Below are 24,205 nucleotides of genomic sequence, written 5' to 3' on the forward strand. Positions count from 1 at the left end.
GGAGGGGGTGAAGGAGGCGGTGGTGGTGGACCGGGAAGATGAGCAGGGCAATAAATATTTACAGGGATATGTGGTGACGGAAGGAGGAATTGAAGTGAGATCGCTCCAGGAGCGGCTACGACGCGAGCTTCCGGAGTATATGGTGCCGGAAATGCTGGTGGGACTGGCGGAGCTGCCGCTGACGGACAACGGGAAGGTGGACCGGGCGGCATTAGGCAGGCTGGAGATCCATGGTCCGGAGAAAAAAGGACAACACACCCCGCCGGCAAATGAGACGGAACGCCGGCTGATACTAATATGGCAATTGCTGTTGCGAACAGAAGTCATCGGCGTGGAAGACAACTTCTTTCAGCTGGGCGGGCATTCGCTCAAGGCGATACAGCTGGTGTCGAAGATCTACAAAGAGTTCAATGTCAAAATAGGGATAAGCGTCGTTTTCCTGCATCCAACGATCAGGCAACTCGCGCATGCCATCCGGGAAAATGACGTATCCGCCTATCGACCGATCCCCCGCGTGGCGCAGGCGTCTTATTACGACCTGTCGGCGCCTCAAAAAACAATATGGATCGCCAGCCAGGTTGAAAGCCAGGCTATCTCCTATAATATCCCGGTGATGCTATCGATAAAAGGTGCATTGGATGTGGGGATATTGGAAAATGCATTCAGGGAAATAATAAAAAGGCATGAGATACTCAGGACCGTTTTCATTTTTATCAACGGCGAACCCAGGCAAAGAGTCCTTTCCGCCGATCAACTGGATCTTCAAATGGCTTGCCTGGATATAAGGGCGGCGTCCGACAAGGAAAGCCTCATCCGGGACAACCTGGAAAAAGCGCTGTTGCAACCTTTTCACCTGCAGGAAGGGCCGTTGCTCAAGGTCAATCTCATCCGCGTGGAAGAAGATGCTTTTGTACTGCTCTTCATTGTCCATCACCTGATCGCTGACGGATGGTCGTTGGAGATAATTATAGATGAGGTGTTGTCATTTTACCAGGCAGCTTATTTGGGATCCCCGCCCGCACTGCCCTTGTTGAATATCCAGTATAAGGATTTCGCAGCCTGGCAGCATCAGGGCTTCGGGAGCATCGATCAGGACAAATTTCTGGGTTTCTGGACAGACCAGTTCAGGGAAGGCATTCCCCGGGTGCATCTTCCTTCTGATGTCGTGCCCCCGGCAGTACGGTCAGCTGCAGCAGAAAGCATTGTATTTGATATTAACGAGAAAATAACTGCCCGGCTGAGCAAGCTTGGCATCCGGCAGGAGGCGACTTTATATATGGTATTGCTGGCTGCGCTGAACGTATTTTTTTCAGCTTATTCGGATGAGCCGGATGTGGTAATAGGCACTCCTTATGCGGGGAGAGAACACCCTGACCTGGAACACCAGGTGGGACCTTACTTAAACACACTGCCCCTGCGGACAAAGTTTGATACCGGGATGCCCTTTGCAGACCTTGTGCAGCGGGTGAAGGAAAACCTTCTCAAGGTATTCGCATACGGAACATTCCCTGTAGATGATGTCATCAGCCAATTGCCCGGAAGAGACAAGGGAGGGGCTACCTTGTTTGACGTCGGATTCACCTGGCAAAACCTGGAAGGCATCTATGGACAACGGGAGATCCGGCGTTTTGAGGCGTTTCAGCTGTCTTTTATGCCATTGCCGCAACAGCAGGTGAAAACAGCTATATGGATCCATGCCTGGCCGCAGAACGGAAGCATGACCTTTTCTTTCCTCTATTCACTGGACCAGTTCAGCAAAGGTAGGATGGAGCATATCACGGGCAAATTCAAACAATTGTTGGACCATCTGGCCGAAGCACCCGATGCGGCCATCAGCCGGCACCTGGAAATTGTAAAGGATGATAAAAAAGAACCAATGATGCAGCAAAAGAAATCGTCCGACAAGAACCTGGAAAAGTTCTTGTCGATGAATAACAAGGCCCCCGCCTCCGTCCGTCAGCACCATGTCACGGAATATCTGGCGGGAGACAGGCATGGCAGCTTACCGGTTGTCATGCAAAACATAGACGGAGTGATCCTGGGGGAATGGCTGGGATACAATAAGGAGAAGGTCCAATCCATGCTCCATCGCCATGGAGGCGTGCTTTTCAGAGGGTTTGACATGGGGTCCGTCCCTGCCTTCCGGCAGTTTTCAATGGACTTCAGCAACGACCAGATGAACTATGTGGATCAGTCTTCGCCGAGAACAGCTATTGCAGATGGACTGTACACTTCTACCGACCATCCGGCCGGCGAGACGATCAACATGCATAATGAACTGTCCTATTCCCATAAGTGGCCATTGCACATCCTGTTCTGTTGTATCGAAGCCCCTGATTCAGGAGGGGAAACGCCTGTCTGCGACAGCCGGAAACTATTGCATGCGCTGTCGGACGCCACCAGGAGAAAGTTTGCAGATAAAGGCATCCTGTACGTTCGCAATCTTGTCGATGGCCTTGGGTTATCCTGGCGCGACGTTTATCAAACGCAGGACAAGCAGATAGTCGAGGAATATTGCAGGGTCAATCATATTGATCTTGAGTGGAAGAGCGACCGGCATCTGCGGATCAGCTGGCGAAAACCGGCCATAGTAGCTCATCCGGGCACCAGCGAACCTGTCTGGTTCAATCACGGGTTCTTTTTTCATGCATCTAACCTCCTTCAATCTGTCCATGACGCCGTCGCGTCCAGGGAAGACCTTCCTTTCAATACTTTTTACGGAGACGGATCAGAGATTGAAAAGGAGGTCATTGCAGAGATCAGGGCCGCCTATGACAGGCATATGGAAATATTCACATGGGAAAAAGGTGACGTTCTGATACTGGATAATATGATCATGGCGCACGGAAGGCAGCCATTTAAAGGGACGAGGAAGATCATCGTTTCGATGTGCGACCCATGTAATGTATAAATAATTTTTGGACCCGAAGGAACACGAGCTATGACAGAGGACATGAATTACTATGAGCTATCCCCATCCCAGAAGCGACTTTGGTCACTTTTCAAGATGGGTAGTTCCATGAATAACCAGGTTCATGTGGTTTTCCCCGGATCTATTGACCTGGGTGCACTGGAGAAAGCATTTCGCGCGGTAGTGGAGAAGCACGACATTTTGAGAGCAGGCTTTGCATCAGTGTCGTATCTTTCATTCCCTCTTCAATTTGCCAGGACAGCGGCGCTGCCCATGCCGGCGTGGACATTCCTCGATATAACATCGGAACATGATTCCCGCGCCCGGATCCGTGCCTGCGCCCTCGAGCTGAGAAAGAAAAATTACAATTGGCAGGAAGACACCCTGTTCGACCTGTTCGTTATTCCGACGGATCAGCAAAACGTTCATTTGATCTTTCAGATGCCTGCCATTTGCGGCGACGCCACCACCTGTCTCCATGTCATGAGAGAGATGGCCTGTCATTACTACGATCAGGAACTGCCCGGTGAAGCGACATCGTTTTTTCAATATGCACAATGGCATAATGACCTGGTAAAGGCCGGCGAAGCGGAAGATATTGAATATTGGAGGAATAAATACGCATGGGATAAGTTCGATTACAGGCTGCCAATAGAAGTGGACGTTGCGCAGCAGCCCGTTTTGAAAAGGACTGGCATTGATCTGGACGACGCTTTGATCAAAGGGATCCATAATTTTGTAAACCAGCATAAAATATCCTGTGAGGCTTTTTTCCTGGGGTTATGGCAGCTTTTTGTGCTGCAGTATTTCGAGGAAAGTGAAGAGATCGGCGTGGGCATGGTGGTTGACGGAAGGTTTTACGAAGCTTTCCAGGAGATCTGCGGACCGTTGTCCAGAACTTTGCCATTCATAACCAGGGCAGATCGGGAAGGAGATGTGGCTGATCTCCTTCATAGAACGGAATTGCAGCTGCAGGAGCTCAAAGAACGGCAATTTGCCGCGGGCATTCCTGCGCTATCCGTGTTCCCCGTTTGTTTTGAATACCTGGAGGCCGGAACTATTACTCCCACTTCCACGCAGGGCTTTCAACTGCATGAAATATTCACCCGCAGCGACGACCACAGGCTGAAGCTCCTATGCCTTCACACTACCCATGGGATCCTGCTGGATCTCGAATACATGTCGGATAGCCTGCCGGAAAGCGCGGTATCAAGCATCCGGCAAAATTTTAAAAGCTATATCACCCGCTTGCTCGGGAGTGGCAAGCTTACCGTGCGGGAATTGATCCGCCCGTCCTCCGGGGAAGAGGCGATTATCCTGCACTCTTTTAACACCCCCGCTACGCCGCCACGGGCAGCAACCACTGTCGCCTCGTTGTTTGAAGAACAGGCGCGGCTAACCCCCGGTCTTATTGCCGTGGAGGACGATGACCGGAAGCTGACCTTTGCGGAGCTGGATCGCCAGGCCAATCAACTGGCTGATTATCTCATCAAAGAGCAGAACGTGATTCCGGGTGATATCGTTGCCGTACAGCTGCCCCGGACAGTGGAAATGATCGTCGGCCTCATCGGTGTGATAAAAGCAGGAGCCGCATTTTTGCCGATCGATCCTGCCTGGCCTGAAAAACGGTTGTCCTATATACTAAAGGACAGCCATCCCAGACTTGTACTTTCAAAAATACCTGTCCTTTCAGGAACAGTGCAGGATATAACTCCGCCCCTACGTAACGGCGGGGCCTCTTCGCCCTTGTATATCATCTATACTTCAGGGTCGACAGGAGATCCAAAGGGTGTCATTATCTCCAATGCTTCCTTCCTGAATTACATCACCTGGTTCCGGGATTCATTTCACATCGGTCCAAAGGACAGTACCTGTCTTTTTTCGTCCATTGCCTATGACCTATGCTACACGGCCCTATGGTCTTCCCTTTTGTCGGGGGCAAGGCTGGTGCTCCTGCAAGAATTCCGTTACCTGGAGCCGGAACTACTGATCAACAAGCTGATCGACCATAGCATTACCTATATCAAGCTGACGCCCTCTCATTTTCGTATGCTGACGGCCGATGCGGATCTTATCGTCAATGCGAAGAGATATTGCCTGCGCCTGGTCGTCATCGGCGGTGAAAACATCATCGTCGGTGACCTGGAAAAGTATTTCCGCCACCGGGAAGATGTGGTTTTTGTCAATCACTATGGGCCAACGGAGACGACGGTGGGAGCGATCTATTGTCCCGTGACCCGCGAACAATTTGCAGCTTATAAACACAGGCCCCTGATCGGGCGGCCTGTCACCGGGAATAAAGTTTACATCCTGGGCAGGGATCACAGGCTTTTGCCGGTGGGTGTAACAGGGGAGATCGGGATTGCCGGCGCCGGCGTCGGAATGGGCTATTTTAATAACGAAAAGCTCACCCGTGAAAAGTTTATTCCAAATCCGTATGAGGCCGGAGAGACCCTTTACCTCACTGGGGATATGGGGCGCTATATGCCCGATGGCAGCATTGAGTTTCTTGGAAGGAGGGATCATCAGGTGAAGGTCAGGGGATACAGGGTAGAGCTGCAGGAAATAGCCGGGGTTATTGCCTCCTTTCCAGAGGTACTGGAAGCCGAAGTGGTGGCGGCTGATAAGCAGGAGCAGGAGATCACGCTCGCTGCCTTTTTCACCAGCGCGGTCCCTGTAGATATCCGGCAGCTGAAAGCTCATGTGGAGCAGCTGCTTCCCGCGTATATGGTACCGCCGACTTTCGTCAACATAGAAAAGTTCCCGCTGACGCAAAATGGGAAGAAAGACCACTTACGGCTTTTGGATCTCCTGCAGGACAGGAAGGGCGATGAGGGCGGATATATCGCTCCCGGTAATTTCCTGGAAACCAGGATGGCTGCCATATGGGAAGAAGTGCTGGGCCTGAGCCGGGTGGGTGCTACGGATAATTTCTTTGCCATAGGGGGACATTCGTTGAAAGCTGTCCAGATCATATCAAGGGTATATAAAGAGCTGCACATCAGGATGCAGATGCGCGATATCTTCGAGCACCCTACCATAAAGGCATTGGCCGGGAGCCTTGCTGCACTTGGGACCGTGAACTTCGAGCCCATCGGGTGCATCCCTGAAAGCCAATATTATGAGGTGTCGAATGCTCAGAAAAGATTGTGGGTCGCCAGCCAGCTGGAGACGGAAGGCGCGATCTACAATTTGCCTTTTGCCTACCTGATGGAAGGCGAGCTGAATATAGCGTCCATGGAAAAAGCATTGGACGCGATGGCCGGAAGACATGAAATGCTCCGGACAACTTTCCACGAGGTGGAAGGCCGGCTGAAGCAGCGCATCCATCCTCATGCATCCTTTCCGCTGCGGCTGAGGCAGGTGGATCTGCGATCCGATGCAGGGAGAGCAGCGCGGGTCAATGGTCTTATAAAAGATATGGCCACAGAAAGGTTTGATCTTAGCAAGGGACCCCTGGTTAAGGCGCTGCTGGTGCATATGGAAGAGGACCTGTTTGCATTTGTCCTGGTAATGCACCATATCGTTTCCGATGCCTGGTCAATGGAGGTCTTCCTGAATGAATTCCAATCGTACTACCGGGCATATAGCAGCGGTACGCCTTCTTCGCCGGCTCCGCTGCGTATCCAATACAAGGACTATGCCGTCTGGCACAACCGCCTGGTTGCCGGGGATGGCATGGCGCAGCATCGAAAATTCTGGCATAACATGTTCCAGTCGAAGGCGCCTTCCCTGGGCTTCCCGACCGACCTGCCAAGACAAAGGGTAAAATCGTTCAAAGGAGGGATCGTGGAAAGTTCTTTTACGTCCGCACAGCTGAGCTGCCTGCGATCGATAAGTGAAAAATACGATGCCACGCTGTTCATTACCCTGCTTGCGTTGTTAAATGCGATTCTATACAGGTATACGGGGGTGCAGGACATTGTGATAGGAACGCCTGTTGCACAAAGAGACCATCCTGATCTCGAAGATCAGATAGGCCTGTACCTGAACAGTCTTGCCTTGCGTACCAGGTTCAGGGGAAAGGACTCGTTTTCGGACCTGCTGCTTAAAGTCAGGGCAGTGGCCCTGGATGCTTACTCGCACCAGGTATATCCTTATGACGTCCTTGTAAGCGAACTGGACCTGAAGGCTGACGCGGGTCGTTCGCCTTTATTCGATGTGGTTATGCTGCTGAATAAAGAAAAGCTGCATGAAGAGGATAACCCGGGTCCCGGAAAGATCAAAATAAGCAGGATGGATCCCGGGGACAGGGTGAGCACGGTGGATATGCGCATCGTTTTTACGGAATCCGGAGACCGGCTTTCCTGTGCCATTGAATATGACGCCGCCCTTTTTAATGAATCTTCCATTGCGAAGTTCCTGGAGGACTTCCTGGTCATTACAGACCAGGCGGCCGGCGACAATGATATCAGGATCTTCGACTTGCTGGTAGACAATGTCGCAACGGGGTCCGCAGGCGCCGAAATAAGAACTGTGTTCAATATTTAAAACAATAAATTAATTAAATCCTTATCAATGATTGTAGAACAGGATTATACAGGCTACACGGCTGCCGATCACAATACATGGTCGGTCTTGTTCCAGCGCCAGGGCAAAGCCGTCCTTACCCATGCTGCAGGAGAGTTTAAAAAAGGGTTTTCGTCTCTGAGCCTTGACCCTCATCGGATCCCCATGCTTGAAGATGTCAACCGCCTGCTGGCCACCGTATCCGGTTGGTCGCTGGTGCCCGTCACAGGGCTCGTTCCCAACGATGTCTTTTTCGGCCTGCTGATCCAAAAACGGTTTCCCATAACCGTTTCAATGAGAAGCCCCGGGGAGATCGATTTTGCAGAACTTCCTGATATTTTCCATGATGTGTACGGGCATGTGCCCATGCTGATGAATGAGCTGTTCTGTGAATTTATGTCCGATTACAGCCATATTGCCATCAACTACCTGGACGATCCGGGGATAATCGATTATTTCGGACGCTTCTATTGGTTCACACTGGAAATGGGACTGATCAGGGAAGATGACCTGCTTAAACCCTATGGCGCGGCCATCCTGACCTCGGCAGGGGAGATCAGGAACATTCAGTCGGCTGCTACTGCCAAACGTCCTTTCGACCTGCATACGGTGATAACCACCCGCTATGATAATCTCCACCTTCAAAAGGAGTATTTCTACATAGACTCGTTCGACCAGCTGTTTGACGGCCTGAAAGGCATGCAAGCCTTGTTGGATAAAGGCGTTTTATCACACCAATGAAGAACTAATATGGAGAATAAACAATTGATATTTTCAACAGGTGCCTATTACGGGCATGCGGAATTCTGGAAAGAGAGGATTGGCGCCCTTGATAATCCTTTTCGTCTTCAGATGCACGATCGTGCGCTGGCCAATGAAAAAGAATTCGCCCAGGTGGTTTTCAATATTCCCGAAACTTGCGGACGGATGATCGGTAAATATGCCGGAGGGCGCGCCCTCGAATCATTCCTCCTGCTGCTGAGCGGCTTCTATATCCTTTTTTCAAAGTACCAGGATGCGGCCGAAGTGGTTATCAATACGCCATTGATGGTAGACGGCAGTTCCGGCAAGATCTGGGAAAAGCAGGTGCCGCTGGTGCAAAGGATCGATATGGGACAATCCATAAGGGAGCTTATCTACGAGGTAAATGCGAATGTGGTGAAGTGTTATAAATACCAGAACTACCCCCTTGACCTGTTAACCGAAATGTCCGCGATGAACACGGGCAGCCAGCTGTCAAATATCCTTGTATACCAGGATCAGCTGCACCATGAGCCGCAGGCGGATGACCTCAAAGCATATGACCTGGCGATCTGCGTGAACAAGGATGAAATAAACGGCTTTCCGCAGATCAGGGTCACCTATAATATCCACAGCTGCGATGGTGCTGTTATAAACAGCTTGGGAGAACATTTTAATCAGGTGCTTCTTCATTTCGAAAATCCCGATGCGGTGATCGGCGGCATTGCAATATTGCCTGAGGAGGAGAAGACGCTGTTGATGGAAGGATGGAATGATACATTTGTCGATTTCCCCCTGGATAGGACTGTAGTGGACATTTTTATACACCAGGCTGGATCGACCCCGGACGGGATCGCCATTTATTATGAAGATAAAAAGATAAGCTACCGGGAGTTGGATGAGCAAAGCACTTTACTGGCGGGACATATACGGGGTAAATTTTCCCTTAAGACAGGAGATTTTGTCGGCGTCATGCTGGAGAAATCCGACCTTTCCGTCATTTGTCTGCTGGCTGTTCTTAAAGCAGGTGGTGTCTATGTCCCTATAGATCCGGGTTTTCCGGCGGAAAGGATCGATTTTATGACCAGGGATGCCGGTGTGAAGCTGGTATTGACGGATGCGGTGGCCATGCCCAGGCTTACGGGCTTCACCGGACATTTGTTTGTTCCTGAATTGGAATGGCCTCCGGTGGGTGAGGCCTCGTCAACGGCGCTTACATTGCCTGGCGCTGGCGATCCTGCGTACCTGATATATACATCCGGGTCTACCGGTACGCCAAAAGGGGTCCTGCTGGGTCACAGCGGTCTCGTGAATGTGGCGCTGGACCATGTCCGGGAGCTGAAAATAAATGAAAATGACAGGTACCTGCAGTTCATGTCCCTGTCCTTCGATGGCTCGCTGCTGGATATATTCACGACGCTGCTTTCCGGAGCTGCGCTGGTAATTCCTTCATCGGAGGTATTAAGCGACATCTGGCGTTTTCTTAGCTGCGTAGCGGATTATGGGGTTACCTTATTTACGATTACCCCCTCTTACCTTCATGCCCTCGATAAGGCAGCCATGCCTTCTGTACATACGATCATATCCGCGGGTGAAGCCGCAAAGCCGGATGACGCAATGTACTATGCCGCATTCAAGAACTTTTACAACGGATATGGACCGTCAGAAATAACAGTGAATGCAACTTTATATAAAGTGCTGCCGGGGATGGAATACCTCCAGGTGCCGGTGGGCAGGGCCAGGGCCAACAAGAAGATATACATACTTGACAGGAACCTGCAGCTGAGGCCGATGGGTTTCATTGGCGAGATATGCATCGGGGGAGTCGGTCTGGCAAAAGGATATTTGAATGATGAAGCATTGACTAAAGAGAAGTTCAGGACTGCGCCCTGGGATGACAACAGCAGGATCTACCTGTCCGGTGACCTGGGGAGGTTCCTGCCTGACGGCGATATCCAGTTCCTTGGAAGGAAGGACCACCAGGTTAAGATCAATGGATACAGGATCGATCCGGGTGAGATCGAGAATTACCTGCACAAGCACGACCTCGTCAGGGAGGCCAGGGTAGTTGTTAAGCAAGAGGTGGAAAGTACGGAAAAGTCCCTTATCGCCTTCTTTACCAGGAACGGACCCGTCTCGGCGACATTTCCCGGCAGCGACGGCGGCGAGTCCACGGAAAACGTGCTTAAAGAATATTTATCGTCCTTTTTTCCAAGATATATGACACCGGCCTTCATCAGGGAGGTCAGGGAATTTCCCCTCACGTCCAATGGTAAAATCGACAACAATGCGCTGTTGAGGTCATTCGCTGAGGAAGGATCCGGGCTGAGAGCCACTACACAGCCCACTACAGCCACTGAAAGATTATTGGTCACTTACTGGACTGAAATTTTCGGAAAGGCAGGCATCGGCGCCGAAAGCGATTTCTTTATGCTGGGCGGCGATTCCATAAAGGCCATACAGATAGCAGCTAAAATGTCGGCGGCGGGCTTTAAAATGGATGTCAAACACATTTTCGATAAGCCTGTTCTCTCAGAACTTGCACAGGTGATCATGCCCCTGACCCACGCAGTGGATCAATCTCCTGTTACAGGACGTGTGCTTATGCTGCCTAATCAGGAGGCGCTGCTGGCCGGCGGTAGGTTAAATCCACATCATTACAATCAATCGGTGATGATATTTTCTGCGGGGGGATTTGACGAGCAGGCGACGGCCACCGTATTCCGCAAATTACAGGAACATCATGATGCCTTGAGAATAGTGGTCCATCCCGGTGCAGCAGGGCCTGAATTATTTAATAACGGCCTTGATCAACCATTGTCGATGGAACGAGTTGACCTTGATGCTACGGACGATGCGTTATCCTCTATAAAAGAGCATGCTAACCGTATACATCAAAGCATCGACCTGGAGAAGGGGCCGCTGATGAAGCTGGTGTTGTTCAAATCAGGAAAGGGCGACCGCCTGCTGATCGTCATACACCATCTCGTAGTGGACGCCGTATCGTGGCGTATCCTGCTGGAAGACATCAATACCTTGTACGATCAATACCATAAGGGGGAAGCGCTGAGGCTACCCCTCAAGACAGACTCGTTCCAGACATGGGCAGCCAGGCTTCATGCATATGCTGCGTCGGATGCGTGCATTTCGGAGAGACCCTACTGGCAGCGTGTGACAGACCGGTTCATTGCCGACCTCCCGGCGGATTTCCAGGGGGCGACCGACCTGGAATCGGATGCTGCGCTTGAAACATTCAGCCTGACACGGGAGGAGACCGAGGTGCTGCTGACACGAACAGGTAATGTCCTTCGTGCATCCATGCATGAGGCCCTGTTGACCTGCACGGCCATCGGGATGCGAAAGTGCTTCGGCCTGAAAGAGATCCTTGTTGGAATTGAAGGCCATGGAAGAGAAGACCTGTTCGACGATGTCACGCACGGCAGGACCGTAGGCTGGTTCACGGTGGAATACCCTTTTTTGCTTGAGATAGGAGAGGAAATCCGGCCGGAAAAGTTGGTGCATTCGGTGAAACAGCAATGGGACAGCCTACCTAAGAAAGGGATAGGTTATGGACTGCTTAAACACTTTTCTCACGCGGAAAAAGGCAAGGACCTGGTCCTGAAGAATAAACCTCATCTCGGCTATAATTACCTCGGCCAGTTCGACACGGACATACAAAGCGGACATTTTCATGTTTTACCGGATCCCACCGGTGAAGAACGGAGCGGCGACCAGGAAAGGTTGAGCGGGATCGATGTAAAGGGATTGGTAGCTACAGGGCAGCTGCATGTCACCATCTCTTATAACAGGACGAGGTTTGGGAACAGGACCATTATAAGTTTGAGGGATTCGATCATGGGCCTGCTGCAGGAGGTGGTTCGATGCTGTTCCGCAGCTGATCCCGACCGGATAGATATCGGGAGATTCACGTACAAGGACATTACCATGGAAGACATCGATTCAATTCTTAGCTGATCGTACTATCGCATGCTGACAAAAGACAATATACAGGATATATGCGCATTGGCCCCCATGCAGGAGGCAATGTTTCTTCAATTCATGCTGGACCACCGGCAGGATGCCTACTTCGAGCAGGTGTCCTTCCGGCAGAGAGGCGACCTGAACATCACTTGTGTCGAAAATGCCTTTAATAAGCTCTTTCAACGCTATGACATCCTGCGGAGTGTCTTTAAGCAAAAAGACATCGACCGCCCTCTGCAGATAATATTAAAGGAGAGGAAGCCCGATTTTTTCTTTTTAGATATCCGCCGCGAAACCGATAAGCATGAATACCTGCGGGTCTATAGGGCCAAAGATAAGTTGAAAGGGTTCGACATTGGAAAGGATGTACTGATGCGCATGGCCGTCATACAGCTGGAAGAAAAGGAATTCGAGATCATCTGGAGCTGGCATCATATCCTGCTCGATGCCTGGTGCATCGGACTCCTGAAGGCGGAATTCGCCCAGATCTATTACAATGACCTTTTGGGAAAACAGGATGATCTTCCCGCCGTCACGCCGTATAAAGCCTATTTTGAATGGCTTGGCAAACAGGACAGGCTTTCTGCGGAACTGTATTGGACGCAATACCTGAAGGACCTTCACGCGAGCACGCATGTCCCCAATGGGAGGCACGTGAACGATGGAGCTTATAGCCCCGAAAGAGCGCAACTGTTGTTCGATGAAGCAATCTCCGGCGAGGTATACCGTCTCACTGCCGCCAGCAGGGTAACGATGAATAATTTTATGCATGCCGTATGGGGCGTACTACTGGGTAAATACAACAACACCGGTGATGTCGTATTCGGATCCGTCGTTTCAGGCCGCCCTCCCGAGATCTATAACATCGACTCCATGGTGGGATTGTTCATCAATACTGTTCCCGCCCGGATGAAATACGATGACACCACTACTTTTTACGATCTCATGCGCAGCTTCCAGGAAAATAGCTACGCCAGCAGCAAACATGCCTATTTCCCATTGTCCAGGATCCTCGGATGCAGCGCATGGAAGAATAATTTATTCGATCATATTTTCCTGTTCCAGCACTTTCCGGCACAGAAAGGGGCACGCAACGGACAAAGAGAGGGCGATGTGTTGAACCTGGAGCAAACGGATGCTTTTCAAAGTTTTTTTTATAATTTAAATGTCTTCGCCTTTGCAGAAGTCAAACTGTATGTAGAGATCAAGTTTAACAGGAATGTATATGAAGAAGCCTGGATCAGGAGGGTATTGAAGCATTTCCGTAAGATAGTCCTGGATGTTGTCCGCAATCCGGCCATTCCCGTCGGAGACATCCAATTGATGGATGAGGAAGAAAAGGCCGAACTCCTGAAAGTGTCGGTTTCTCCCGATGTATTCCCTGTGGACACTCATTTTTTCAGGAATAGTTTTGAATGGCAGGCCCATCACCATCCCGACAGCATCGCCCTCGTAGATGGAGAGCATGCATATACTTACCGGGAAGTCAATGAAAAGGCCAATGGACTAGCCCTTTATTTGAAAAAGCAATACAACGTCGTCCCTGGCAATGTCATAGCTGTCCTGGCGGAAAGGTCCGGGAGAACCATTATTGCTTTACTGGCCGTTGTCAAGCTGGGAGCAGCCTTCCTTCCCGTCGAGCCAGGCTATCCCGCGCATAGGAAAAGCACGATCCTCCATGCGGGAAAGGTTGATCTGCTGCTGGCGGATTTTCACCTGCTGCAGGACATACAGGATGAATATTCCGGAAGCATTTTTTCACTGGACATTCAATTGACGGAGATCGGGCCCACTCCTGTGAACCCGCCCGCGGTGAATGACGGAGCCGATATGGCCTATATGCTTTTTACTTCCGGCTCTACGGGTGTACCCAAGGGTATCGCCATCACCTACGCCAGTTTTATGAATTATATCTGCTGGGCAAATAAATATTATTTTTCCAATAGCAAGGGTCATCACTTCCCCTTTTATACACCCCTGTCCTTCGATCTTACGCTGACAAGCATTTTTACTACCCTGGCAAGGGGCGACCGGCTGTATATCTTTGGCGACGACGGCATAGATCGCACCTTGCGGAAGATATTCGAGTCCAAAGAGATCAATTGTATCAAAATGACGCCTTCCCATGCCGCTGTTCTTAAATATGTTGAGCTGCTGCATGGCAGCATGGCGACGATCATCATCGGCGGAGAAGCCCTGGACCACGACCATGTCAGCATATTGCGAAACATTGACAAGCATTCGCGCATCTTTAATGAATATGGCCCTACCGAAGCCACCATTGGCTGCTCTGTCAAAGAGATCGGCGGACCGCAAGACAGGATCTCCATCGGCAACCCGATCGCCAATGCCCGCACTTATATCCTTGACGACGAAATGGAGCTTGTTCCCGAGGGGCTGCCCGGGGAGATCCATATTGGGGGGATCCCGCTGGCTGCCTGTTATGCAGGAGACCATGCCCTTACGGAACGATTATTTGTAAAGGATCCTTATAACACCGGAGGACGGCTGTACAAAACGGGAGACCTGGCAAAATGGTATGGAGGTGAAATGGAATTTTTGGGCAGGAAGGATGACCAGGTGAAGATCAGGGGACATCGATGCGAACCGGGCGAAATAAAAGAGGTATTGCTGCAGCGGCATGATATCACGGATGCTCATATCGCCGCCGCCAACGATCAGGCGGGGAGTACGATCCTGCTGGCCTTCGTTATAGCCGGACCGGAGGCAGACACTGGTGAGATCCTGCAATATCTTTCAAGCCGGCTGCCGGATCATTTGATCCCTGCGCGCCTGGTCCGCGTTGCCGCATTTCCCCTGACGGCGAATGGCAAGGTAGATCATCGCGCGCTCATGGAGGCAAGTGACCTCATAAGCGATAAAAAGGAAAGGATCGCGCCGCGCAATGCCATGGAACAGCAGCTGAGCGCTCTTTGGTCCGAAATATTGGGAGTGGAAGATGCCGGCATAAGAGACAATTTTTTTGTCGCCGGCGGCCATTCACTCAACGCTGTACAGCTTGTCTCCAGGATCCAGAAAGAAATGGGCGTCAGTCTCAGTCTGAAGGATCTCTTCGACGGACCTACCATTGAACAGCTGGCCTTATTGGTCGACGGCAGCGATGCACATGTATATGAAGGGATCTCTCCCTGCCCGGAGGTCGAATATTACGAATTGTCCCATCCCCAGAAAAGATTGTGGATACAGCATCAGCTGGATAAGGAAAATTGCGGGTACAACAATCTGGAAAGCTTCCCGGTCAGCGGTCTGGATGAGGCTGCTTTCGAAAAAGCATTCCAGCGGCTGATCGAAAGACATGAGGTCCTGCGCACCACCTTCCACATGGCTGGCGGCGAGCCTGGTCAGAAAATACACTCCTATGCCCCAGATCTGGTGACGGTGAGGTATTTCGGATCGGAGGAGCGGCCCCTGGACGTGTTGTCGCTCAGACTGGTGGCGCAGCAGGAAGTCCAGACGCCTTTTGACCTTTCCACGGGCCCGCTGATCAGGGCGGCAGTCGTCAGGGTGGGAGAGAATGAGCATATCTGCCTGGTGACTGTTCACCACATCATTTCCGACGGGTGGTCCACTGAGATCCTGTTGAATGAGTTCAGGGTCCTGTACAAGGCATTCAGGGAAAATGAGGAAGACCCGTTGCCGTCACTGAGGGTACAATACAAGGATTTTGCCTATTGGCAGAACCGGAAGATCTCGGCAACGGACCGCACATACTGGAATAAGGCGCTGCATGGTCCCATCGGGCTTACCCGGCTTCCGTATGACTATGCCCGGCAGGAAGGACCCGATGCTGAGGGAGAGAGCTACTTTTTCCAGGTAGAAGGAGCATTGTATGAGCTGATCAAAAGAAAGTCCCTCTCCTTCAACACTACCCTCTCCAATATTATCCTGGCTGTCTATTTCGTCCTTATCAAACAGCTGAGCGACCAGGATATAGTCCATATAGGCATTGCACACGCCAACCGCGATCATCCTGATCTTGACGGGGTAGTCGGTTTTTTCGTGAATATATTGGTCATCAGGATCATGTTTGCAGATGAGTCCGGCTTTGACGATGTTTTACAACAGGTGAACGATACGCTGCCGCGGGCGTTTGCGCATGCACATTACCCCTTCGAGCTCCTGGTAGAGGAGAAAGCCAGAGGACGCCTCTTGCGAAAGACGCCCATCATAAATGTCAGTTATTCATTCCAGAATTTCAGGGACATTTATTTAGGGCCGGGACGGGCCATAAAGCCGGACGCCACGGGAGACCCACGCAGGGGGGAAGTCCCGGGACCCGATGAGGAAACCAATGACATCCGGCTACCGGCTGCCACCACGGACCTGCACCTGATAGCTTCCGACAGGAACGACAGGATCCTGTTCAGATTCGAATTCAACAACAAAGCCTTTTCTAAAAACACGGTGAAGGGGCTGGCAGAGAGATATGTTCAGATCTGCAGGACACTTTTTGAGCACGATACAAAACAGCCAATATGAATATCATCGAGGCATTTAGGCGCAGCGTGAGGAACTATCCGGACAAGACGGCCGTCAAAGATGGCCAGGGTGCGATCACCTATGAGGAACTGGAAAGCAGGAGCGACCAGCTTGCGCAGCTCATCGCAAGCAGGAATTATGGATCAGGATTCGCCGTTGGCATTTACTTGTCGAAATCCATCAACACCATCGTCGGAATGCTGGCCGTACTGAAAGCCGGAGGTGCTTACCTGCCCGTGAACATAGAATACCCTTTTGACCGAATAAAGTTTATGCTGAATGAGGCGGAGGTAAGGTTGGTCCTCACGGAAAAAATGTTCATCCATGAGGTAAGCAACCTGCAATGGCAATGCCCGTCGCTGGAAGCCTACCTATGTCTTGACAGCGAAGCGGCCGGTGATACCCCGGACGCCACGGGTCTTAAGGAGGATGGGTTCTGGGAGTCCCTTATTAATGAGGTTGACGGAAGAAGCGGGGGCTGGATAGATGCCTATACGGGAGCTTATATATCCGGGGCGGACGTCGAAGCATACGGGGAGCATGTCCTTCAGTTGCTCATGCCCTTTGTCGACGTTGAAAAAGAGGTGCTGGAGATCGGCTGCTGCACCAGCCTGTCGATGCACAAAGTTGCACCTTTCACAAAACATTACACCGGCGCGCATTCTTCAATAGCGATCATCAGGAGGAATAAAAGGCTCAATGCGGAGGCGAAGGCCGGCAATATTTCGTACACGCACTCCGAGACGGGATTGACCGACGGGTTGGAGGGGAAAAAATATGATATTGTCATTCTCAACGGCATTGCCTGCGGGTTTAGAAGCCCTGCCGCCTTTGTCCGGGAACTCCACAGGATAATGGGACTGCTGAACGACGGAGGCATCGTGTTCATCGGTGATCTGCCGGCGCTAAATGAAAACATTGACCGGCCGGAGACGCCGGCCGGGCTTCGCTTCGCGAAGGATTTCTTCAGAGACCTGATGGCAGAATTCCATAATTTAACGTATATAGATATTCGTGAAAGAAGCCCTTTGACGCCAGATGCTGCTGAAAGGTTCGATGTCATCCTGCACGTTGGCGGAAAGAGAGGAGACAGCGGGAAAGATGCAGGGTTCAGCAGGACGAAGCATCAGTTTGGCGCCGACATATTATCTCTTTTTCCATCGACCTGCCCGGATGCGGGCATTACGCCGGACTCTGTCGCCAATATTATTTTCACTTCCGGTTCGACCGGCAGACCCAAAGGTGTTCTCAACCTGCATAAAGGACTTGTCCGTGCGACGGCAGACCTGGGATATCTTGGTATTTGCTCAAGCGATGTATGGCTGCAGACCTGTAATATCGCTTTTGATGCTTCGGGATTCGAGATCTTTGGGGCATTATTGAATGGCTGCACGCTTTGCCTGATCTCGGCCGAGGACCTTTTCAATAACGAACGGTTCGGGAAATACCTGGCAAGGCATGGTGTATCCGTCGCAGCGATCGTAGCACCTTTGTTTCACGAGCATGCATCCGTCCGGCCCACCGTATTCGCATCTCTTAAAAAGCTGATGATCGGCGGCGATACCTTGTCTCCGGCCCTTGCCGACCAGGTCCGGATATCCTGTCCGGAGCTGGACATTTACAATGTCTATGGACCTACTGAGAATTCCATCATGACCACCTATTTCAAGATCCAGGCTGCACTTCCGGCGATACCTATAGGCAAGGCGGTGCCGGGTTGCCAGGTATATATCGTGGATGATAGCCGGAAGACCCTGCCTGCAGGGGTGGCCGGAGAGCTTTGCATTACAGGGGATGGCCTTGCCCTGGGATATTTACACGATCCTGTTCTCACTGCCACGAAATTCATTAACGGTGCTTTTCATAATGGGATGCGCATGTATCTCACCGGGGATCGCGCCCGGATGAACTTCGACGGAAATATTGAATTTTTGGGCAGAAAGGATCAACAGGTGAAGATCAGGGGCAACCGGGTGGAACTGCATGAGATAGAAGAACAGCTCAAGCAGATGCAAGAAGTGGAAAATGCGGTGGTTGTCTTGAAAGGGCAGCAGGAAGAAGACAAAAGGATCTGCGCATATCTCAAGCTTTCCGGGCCTGCCCGCCTGGAAGTGATCCGGCAGGAACTTTCGAAAAGGATCCCTTATTATATGATGCCTTCTCATTTCATTATCCTGGATGCCTTTCCATTGACCACGAACAATAAGATCGACCGTAATAATTTGCCGGACCCTGAATTCGTGACGATAGATCGAAAAACAGCCTACAAAGGGCCTGTCAATGAGATACAAAGAACGGTGGCCGGACTATGGGGCCAGGTTTTGGAAACGGGATTGATCGGCATGGATGACAACTTTTTTGATATTGGAGGCAACTCGCTGAAGTTGATAAAGTTGTTCAACAAGATGAACGAAGTATTTCCAGATGTCTTCCAGATCGCCACGTTATTCGATCATCCGACTGTCCAGGGACAGGTTGATATCATCATGCGCGAAGAAATGAAGATGGATACTTCTTCGGAGTATACGGTAATCGATTATTGAGGACTAATCTATTTAAACGTTATCATGGACATCGCAATCATAGGAATGGCCGGCCGCTTTCCCGAAGCAAATAACATAGAGGAGTTCCGCAGACATCTGCAGGAAGGGCGGGACAGTGTGCGTCCTCTTTCAAGGGTGAGACTGCAAAGGACATCCCTTTCCCCGCTGGCGGAATATGAGATACTGGGCTATCTGGAAGATATCGACCTGTTCGACCACGCCTTCTTCAATATCTCGCTTGGCGAGGCCATACATATGGACCCACACCAGCGTATTATACTGGAAGTTGTTTATCAGACGTTTGAAAATGCCGGTTACAGTCCGGATCATTATGCAGGCACCCATACGGCTACCTTTGCTGCCGACGTCAACCTGGAGTATGGCCGGCATGCAACTGCCGAGGTGCCTACCCTGACGACAGGTAACCTGAACGCCATTATTGCCGGCCGCATTGCAAGGACCTTTGATCTGCGCGGCAGCGCCGTGATGATAGATACCTCCTGCTCATCTTCACTGGTGGCGCTTCATTACGCATGCAATGCCATCCGCCTTGGGGAGGTGGAAAATGCCATTGTATGCGCGGCTAATATGAAGCTGTTCCCGGAAGTGCCCGCGCACAAACAGGACATTGGCATCAGCTCTCCGGATGGGAAAACCAGGGCGTTCTCTGCCGATGCTTCCGGCACGGGTACGGGTGAAGCCGTCTGCTGCGTCCTGTTGAAGTCTTATGAAAATGCCATCAGGGACGGGGACAATATACATGCCATAATTAAAGGCTCCGCCGTTAATCAGGATGCCGCTCTTTCGGCCAGCCTCACTTCGCCCAGCAGTGTTGCGCAAGCTGAGGTTATCCGCAAGGCATGGAAAATGTCCGGCATCGATCCTGCCACCATCACCTATATAGAGGCCCACGGCACTGCCACTAAGCTGGGAGATCCCATCGAGGTACAGGGGATATCCATGGCGTTTAAGGAATATGGCTGCACGGAAAGATCATGCGGGATAGGGTCTGTAAAAAGCAATGTCGGGCATACCGCCGCCGCCGCCGGGCTGATGGGACTGATCAAGACGGTATTATCTCTCAAGTCCGGACAGCTATTCCCGTCCCTTCATTTTGAGAGGCCCAACCCATTTATCGATTTTGAACATTCTCCCGTCTATGTGGTAGATAAATTATCCGAGTGGAGGCCTGCCTCCGGCATTCGCAGGGCAGGCGTTAGTTCCTTTGGCTTTTCCGGCACCAACTGTCATGTAATACTGGAAGAAGCTCCCATGCCAATACCTTGGGAAGGGCGTACCGCAGGGGGGAATAAAGATCATCTTATCGTTGTGTCGGGAAAAAGCCGTGCCTCCCTTCATTCGAACATCAGGGCCCTGCTGGACCATATAAGAAAGGAACGCTGCGACGTTGCCGATGTTTCATTCACTTTGCTGGTGGGAAGAAAGCACCATGCCCATCGTTTTGCAACGGTGGTGAACTCAATCGAAGAATTGATAGAAGATCTCGAAGCATTTGGATCAGCCGGTGCGCCGCCCGTGGCTGCCGACGATAAAACCAGTACCAGGCTTGTCTTTACTTTTTCGGGTGATCTGAATATTTCAGCAGAACAGGTGGAATTATGCTGCCGGCAGGCTCCTGCGTTCCGGCAGTATTTCGAGGCCTGCTCCCATGCGCTTGGAAAGAACGAGCCGTCGCCGCAGTTCAGGAAATTCGCTTTCCAGTATTCTTTTTTCAAGCTATTGGAAGCAAAAGGCATCCGGGGAAATACTTTCATTAAAGAAGGCATCGGAACGCTCAGCGTGGCAGCTATCTCACAGGCGGCCACATTGGAGCAATGTGTTGAGAGACTGGCGGAGTTTCCCGGTGCGGATGCGGCAGCGGCCGGCGACCGCGACCGGCGGCTGGTAGAAAAATTCGGCAATGATGCCGTTGTCTTCGCGGAGATCGGTCCGGCAGGAAATATCCTGAAGAGCATTCCATCCTCGGGGTATGATGTGAAAGTGAGCAAAGTCAATCTCAGGATGGGAGATAAGGATGTATTACTCACCTATATAAAAGGCCTTTACCTCGCCGGTTACGGGACTGATTTGCGTTGGGCGAAAGAATGGGTCAGTGGGAGGAGAATAGAATTGCCTGCCTATGAATTTGACAGGGTAAGATGCTGGATCAGGGAGGAGATTCCTTTTTTCGACGCTTATCTGCGCATGCCGGTATGGCGGCCCAACGAGGAGCCGCTGCAGAAAAAGGACACTGGAAAACTTATCGTCCTCACCAGCGGCGTTTCCGGAGAAGGCCTGGTTGAAGCGTTGGCGCAGCAGGCGAAGGATGCAGTCTTCTTCACGGTGCGTCCCGGTGTCCCGGAAGATCATCTGGCAGTGAAGGAAATTGCACTCGAAGGAAGGAATATTGTCCACCTGGTGGGATCCCTTTCCGCCCTGGCAGAGACGGTAACTCTTTTTGAGGACGTCCTCAGATCGGGAAATGTCCGCTACACGGCCGTCACATTTGATTGCATGAAAACCACGACCGGCAGGGGGCCGGGCGATCCTGCCATGGCCATGTGCCATGGCTTTATGGTAGGCGTAAAGGAAAAATTCCCCCTGGCAGAGGTGAACTGCATCGATATAGACCAGGCTTCGGTTGAACGTTTTGCCGGCGAACTGGTAAATGGGCTCGTTTCAACAGGCACGGCAGTGTCCTTCGTGTATAGAGAGGGAAAGCGTTTTGTCCAGGATATGACCGCACTTACATCCCGGGATGACGCCGCGGCGATCCGTATAAATACAGGCGAAAGCTATCTGGCGCTGGGAGCCGGAGAGCATGTCAACGCGTATGTGCGGGCGTATATACGGGCCAAAAAGATCGGGCTTATTCACCCGGACTCCGGTGACTCCGGATCTCATGGAGATCGTGTCAGCGGGATACTTGTTTTGGATCCCGCCAGGCAGGAAGCTCCCGGGCAGGTACTTAGCCTGCTGGCGCGTCTGAAAGGAACGATACGGCAACTGGTGATATTTAATCCTTACAACCCGCAAAAACACACCGGTGCAATGACAGTGGATGCACCGGCCGATGGCTTCTGGCAGGAGCTGGCCAATCAGCAGACCGGCGAAATGCCCAGGATCGCCTGTTTGCGGATCCCTCATCCGGATGAGGATGGAAAGGACATCCCGGACAGGATCGTCATGGACCTGATCGATTCGGCATTAGGCACGGGGCTGAGCAATGTAATTATTTCACCGCCGGTGAAGCAGCAGATCCCCGGTGCAATGGACATCCGGGAAGACACTGCTGCAGGCAGCAAGATGCAAAGCGGCCCCGTCACAAAGGAACAGATCCGGATCGCCCTCGAAAAAATATGGTATGATGTGCTCAAAAAGGAACGGATAGGACAGGATGAGGATTTCTTTGAAATCGGAGGACATTCTCTCAATGGGGCGCAGGTGATCAGCCGGGTCAGACTGGAATTCCAGGTCGAGCTGGAATTCGAAGATATGCTCGAATACGGTACCATCAGGTCGCTGGCGGAATGTATCCATGATAAGCTTCCACCTGCCGCCGGCGCACAGGCACAGGCAAATGAGATCGTCCCGGTGGCAAAGCAGGCTTACTATGAAGTTTCCGCTGCCCAACGGAGGTTTTGGGTTTTACAGCAGCTTGGAAAAGATCCCTCGGCATACAACATGTCGGCTTCCTATGAATTTAAAGGAGATCTCGACATTCCTTCTTTCAGGCGGGCCATTCTGTCGCTGGTCGAAAGGCACGAATCATTGCGTACGACCTTTAACGAGATCGATGGAGCGCTTGTCCAATGTGTGCTGGATGCGGGTGCATTTGGATTCGAGCTGAATGTCAATTCGGAGCTGAAAGATAACCCTGCCTATGCGCAGATCCTGCTGGACAGGATCCGGACCGCCGCCGCCGCTCCGTTCGACCTGGGGAAGGCGCCATTGATACGGGCTGCATTGTACCAGATTGCCGGGGATAAGTTTGTGTTCTTCTTCACTGTACACCATATCATTGGGGACGGTTGGTCATTAAAGGTGATGGTAAAGGACCTGCTTACCTTGTATCAAAGCTTTTCCGGCGGACTGCCGTCCCCGCTGCCGCCGCTGAGGGTTCAGTGTAAGGACATTGTTGCCTGGCAAAACCGGCAGTTCAGCGCTCAGGCATTCGAAGCGCATCGTCTGTATTGGACAGAACAATTTGCGGGAGGCGCCTTAGACCTGGAATTCCCCGTCGATCATCCGGGATATAAGAATGGCGCCGGTGCGGGAGCGCGCCTGCGTTTTAAACTGACCAGGGAGCATAGCCGTGCATTAAGGGAGCTGACCAAACAAAACCAGGCTACCCCTTTTATAACCTTGCTGGCCGCGATCAAGCTATTACTCTACTGTCGTACGCTGAAAGAGGACATCACTGTCGGAACCCCTGTGGCAGGAAGGAACCATCCGGATATGGAGGACCAGGTCGGCTTGTACCTGAATACATTGCCCATTCGCACCCGATTCAAGCCTTATGAAACCTGCGGATCTCTTCTGGGCAGTGTTAAAAAGAACGCACTGGATGCGTTGAAATACCAGGAATATCCTATAGACAGGATCATCACCGATCTGGACCTGCCCCTGTCATCCCGTGGGAACGGCCTTTTCGATGTGGGTTTTACTTTTAATAATTACGATGAACCGGGTGATCCGGGCGGCGCTGCATGGCAGCACATCTCCGTAGAGAACCTGTATCCGGAGATCACATCTGTAAAGGCAGCTATCTGGTTCCACGGTTTCGAAAATTCCGATGAAATAGGATTCAATATCGACTACGATGCACAATTGTTCAAAAAGACCACTATGGATCGGCTTATGCTGGACTTTCAATTCATTTTAAGATCACTGCCGGAGATCCTCCCGGTTGAAATAGGGAAGGTGGTGGATCTTATTTCGGAAAACGAATCGACAGCGCTCAAAAGCCAGCAGGAGGACATAAAAAGAAGGAATGCGCTGTCGTTAAAAAAAATATAAG

At 51.4% G+C, this 24,205-nt stretch carries 7 protein-coding genes; all 7 read left to right on the forward strand.

Annotation, left to right across the window (positions count from 1 at the left end; genetic code table 11):
* A partial coding sequence (locus Q4E93_RS34170; RefSeq protein WP_303592591.1) for a condensation domain-containing protein occupies window positions 1-2,911 on the forward strand: 2,911 nt, incomplete at its 5' end.
* A 42-nt stretch (window positions 2,912-2,953) separates the two neighbouring features.
* A complete protein-coding gene (locus Q4E93_RS34175; protein ID WP_303592607.1) occupies window positions 2,954-7,402 on the forward strand; it encodes an amino acid adenylation domain-containing protein in 4,449 nt (1,482 codons plus the stop codon).
* A 27-nt stretch (window positions 7,403-7,429) separates the two neighbouring features.
* On the forward strand, window positions 7,430-8,161 hold the full coding sequence (locus tag Q4E93_RS34180; protein ID WP_303592592.1) for a phenylalanine 4-monooxygenase: 732 nt from the start codon (window positions 7,430-7,432) through the stop codon (window positions 8,159-8,161).
* 9 nt (window positions 8,162-8,170) lie between these two features.
* Window positions 8,171-12,136 carry an amino acid adenylation domain-containing protein gene (locus tag Q4E93_RS34185; protein ID WP_303592593.1) on the forward strand — a complete coding sequence of 1,322 codons (3,966 nt, stop codon included), beginning with the start codon at window positions 8,171-8,173 and terminating at the stop codon, window positions 12,134-12,136.
* Between the two features lie 12 nt (window positions 12,137-12,148).
* Window positions 12,149-16,642, forward strand: coding sequence for an amino acid adenylation domain-containing protein (locus Q4E93_RS34190; protein ID WP_303592594.1), 4,494 nt, complete (start codon window positions 12,149-12,151; stop codon window positions 16,640-16,642).
* On the forward strand, window positions 16,639-19,185 hold the full coding sequence (locus tag Q4E93_RS34195) for an AMP-binding protein (protein ID WP_303592596.1): 2,547 nt from the start codon (window positions 16,639-16,641) through the stop codon (window positions 19,183-19,185). Before Q4E93_RS34190 ends, Q4E93_RS34195 begins: the two co-directional genes overlap by 4 nt.
* Before the next feature lie 24 nt (window positions 19,186-19,209).
* Window positions 19,210-24,204, forward strand: coding sequence for a condensation domain-containing protein (locus Q4E93_RS34200; protein WP_303592598.1), 4,995 nt, complete (start codon window positions 19,210-19,212; stop codon window positions 24,202-24,204).
* Window position 24,205: the final 1 nt, after the last annotated feature.

The sequence above is a fragment of the Flavitalea plasmicola genome, assembly GCF_030546645.1.
Classification (GTDB): domain Bacteria; phylum Bacteroidota; class Bacteroidia; order Chitinophagales; family Chitinophagaceae; genus Puia.

Excerpts from the sequence above, each read along its gene's own strand:
- Q4E93_RS34175 (WP_303592607.1), top strand. The coding sequence starts at position 2,954 with ATGAATTACTATGAGCTATCCCCATCCCAGAAGCGACTTTGGTCACTT.
- Q4E93_RS34180 (WP_303592592.1), top strand. The coding sequence starts at position 7,430 with ATGATTGTAGAACAGGATTATACAGGCTACACGGCTGCCGATCACAAT.
- Q4E93_RS34185 (WP_303592593.1), top strand. The coding sequence starts at position 8,171 with ATGGAGAATAAACAATTGATATTTTCAACAGGTGCCTATTACGGGCAT.
- Q4E93_RS34190 (WP_303592594.1), top strand. The coding sequence starts at position 12,149 with ATGCTGACAAAAGACAATATACAGGATATATGCGCATTGGCCCCCATG.
- Q4E93_RS34195 (WP_303592596.1), top strand. The coding sequence starts at position 16,639 with ATGAATATCATCGAGGCATTTAGGCGCAGCGTGAGGAACTATCCGGAC.
- Q4E93_RS34200 (WP_303592598.1), top strand. The coding sequence starts at position 19,210 with ATGGACATCGCAATCATAGGAATGGCCGGCCGCTTTCCCGAAGCAAAT.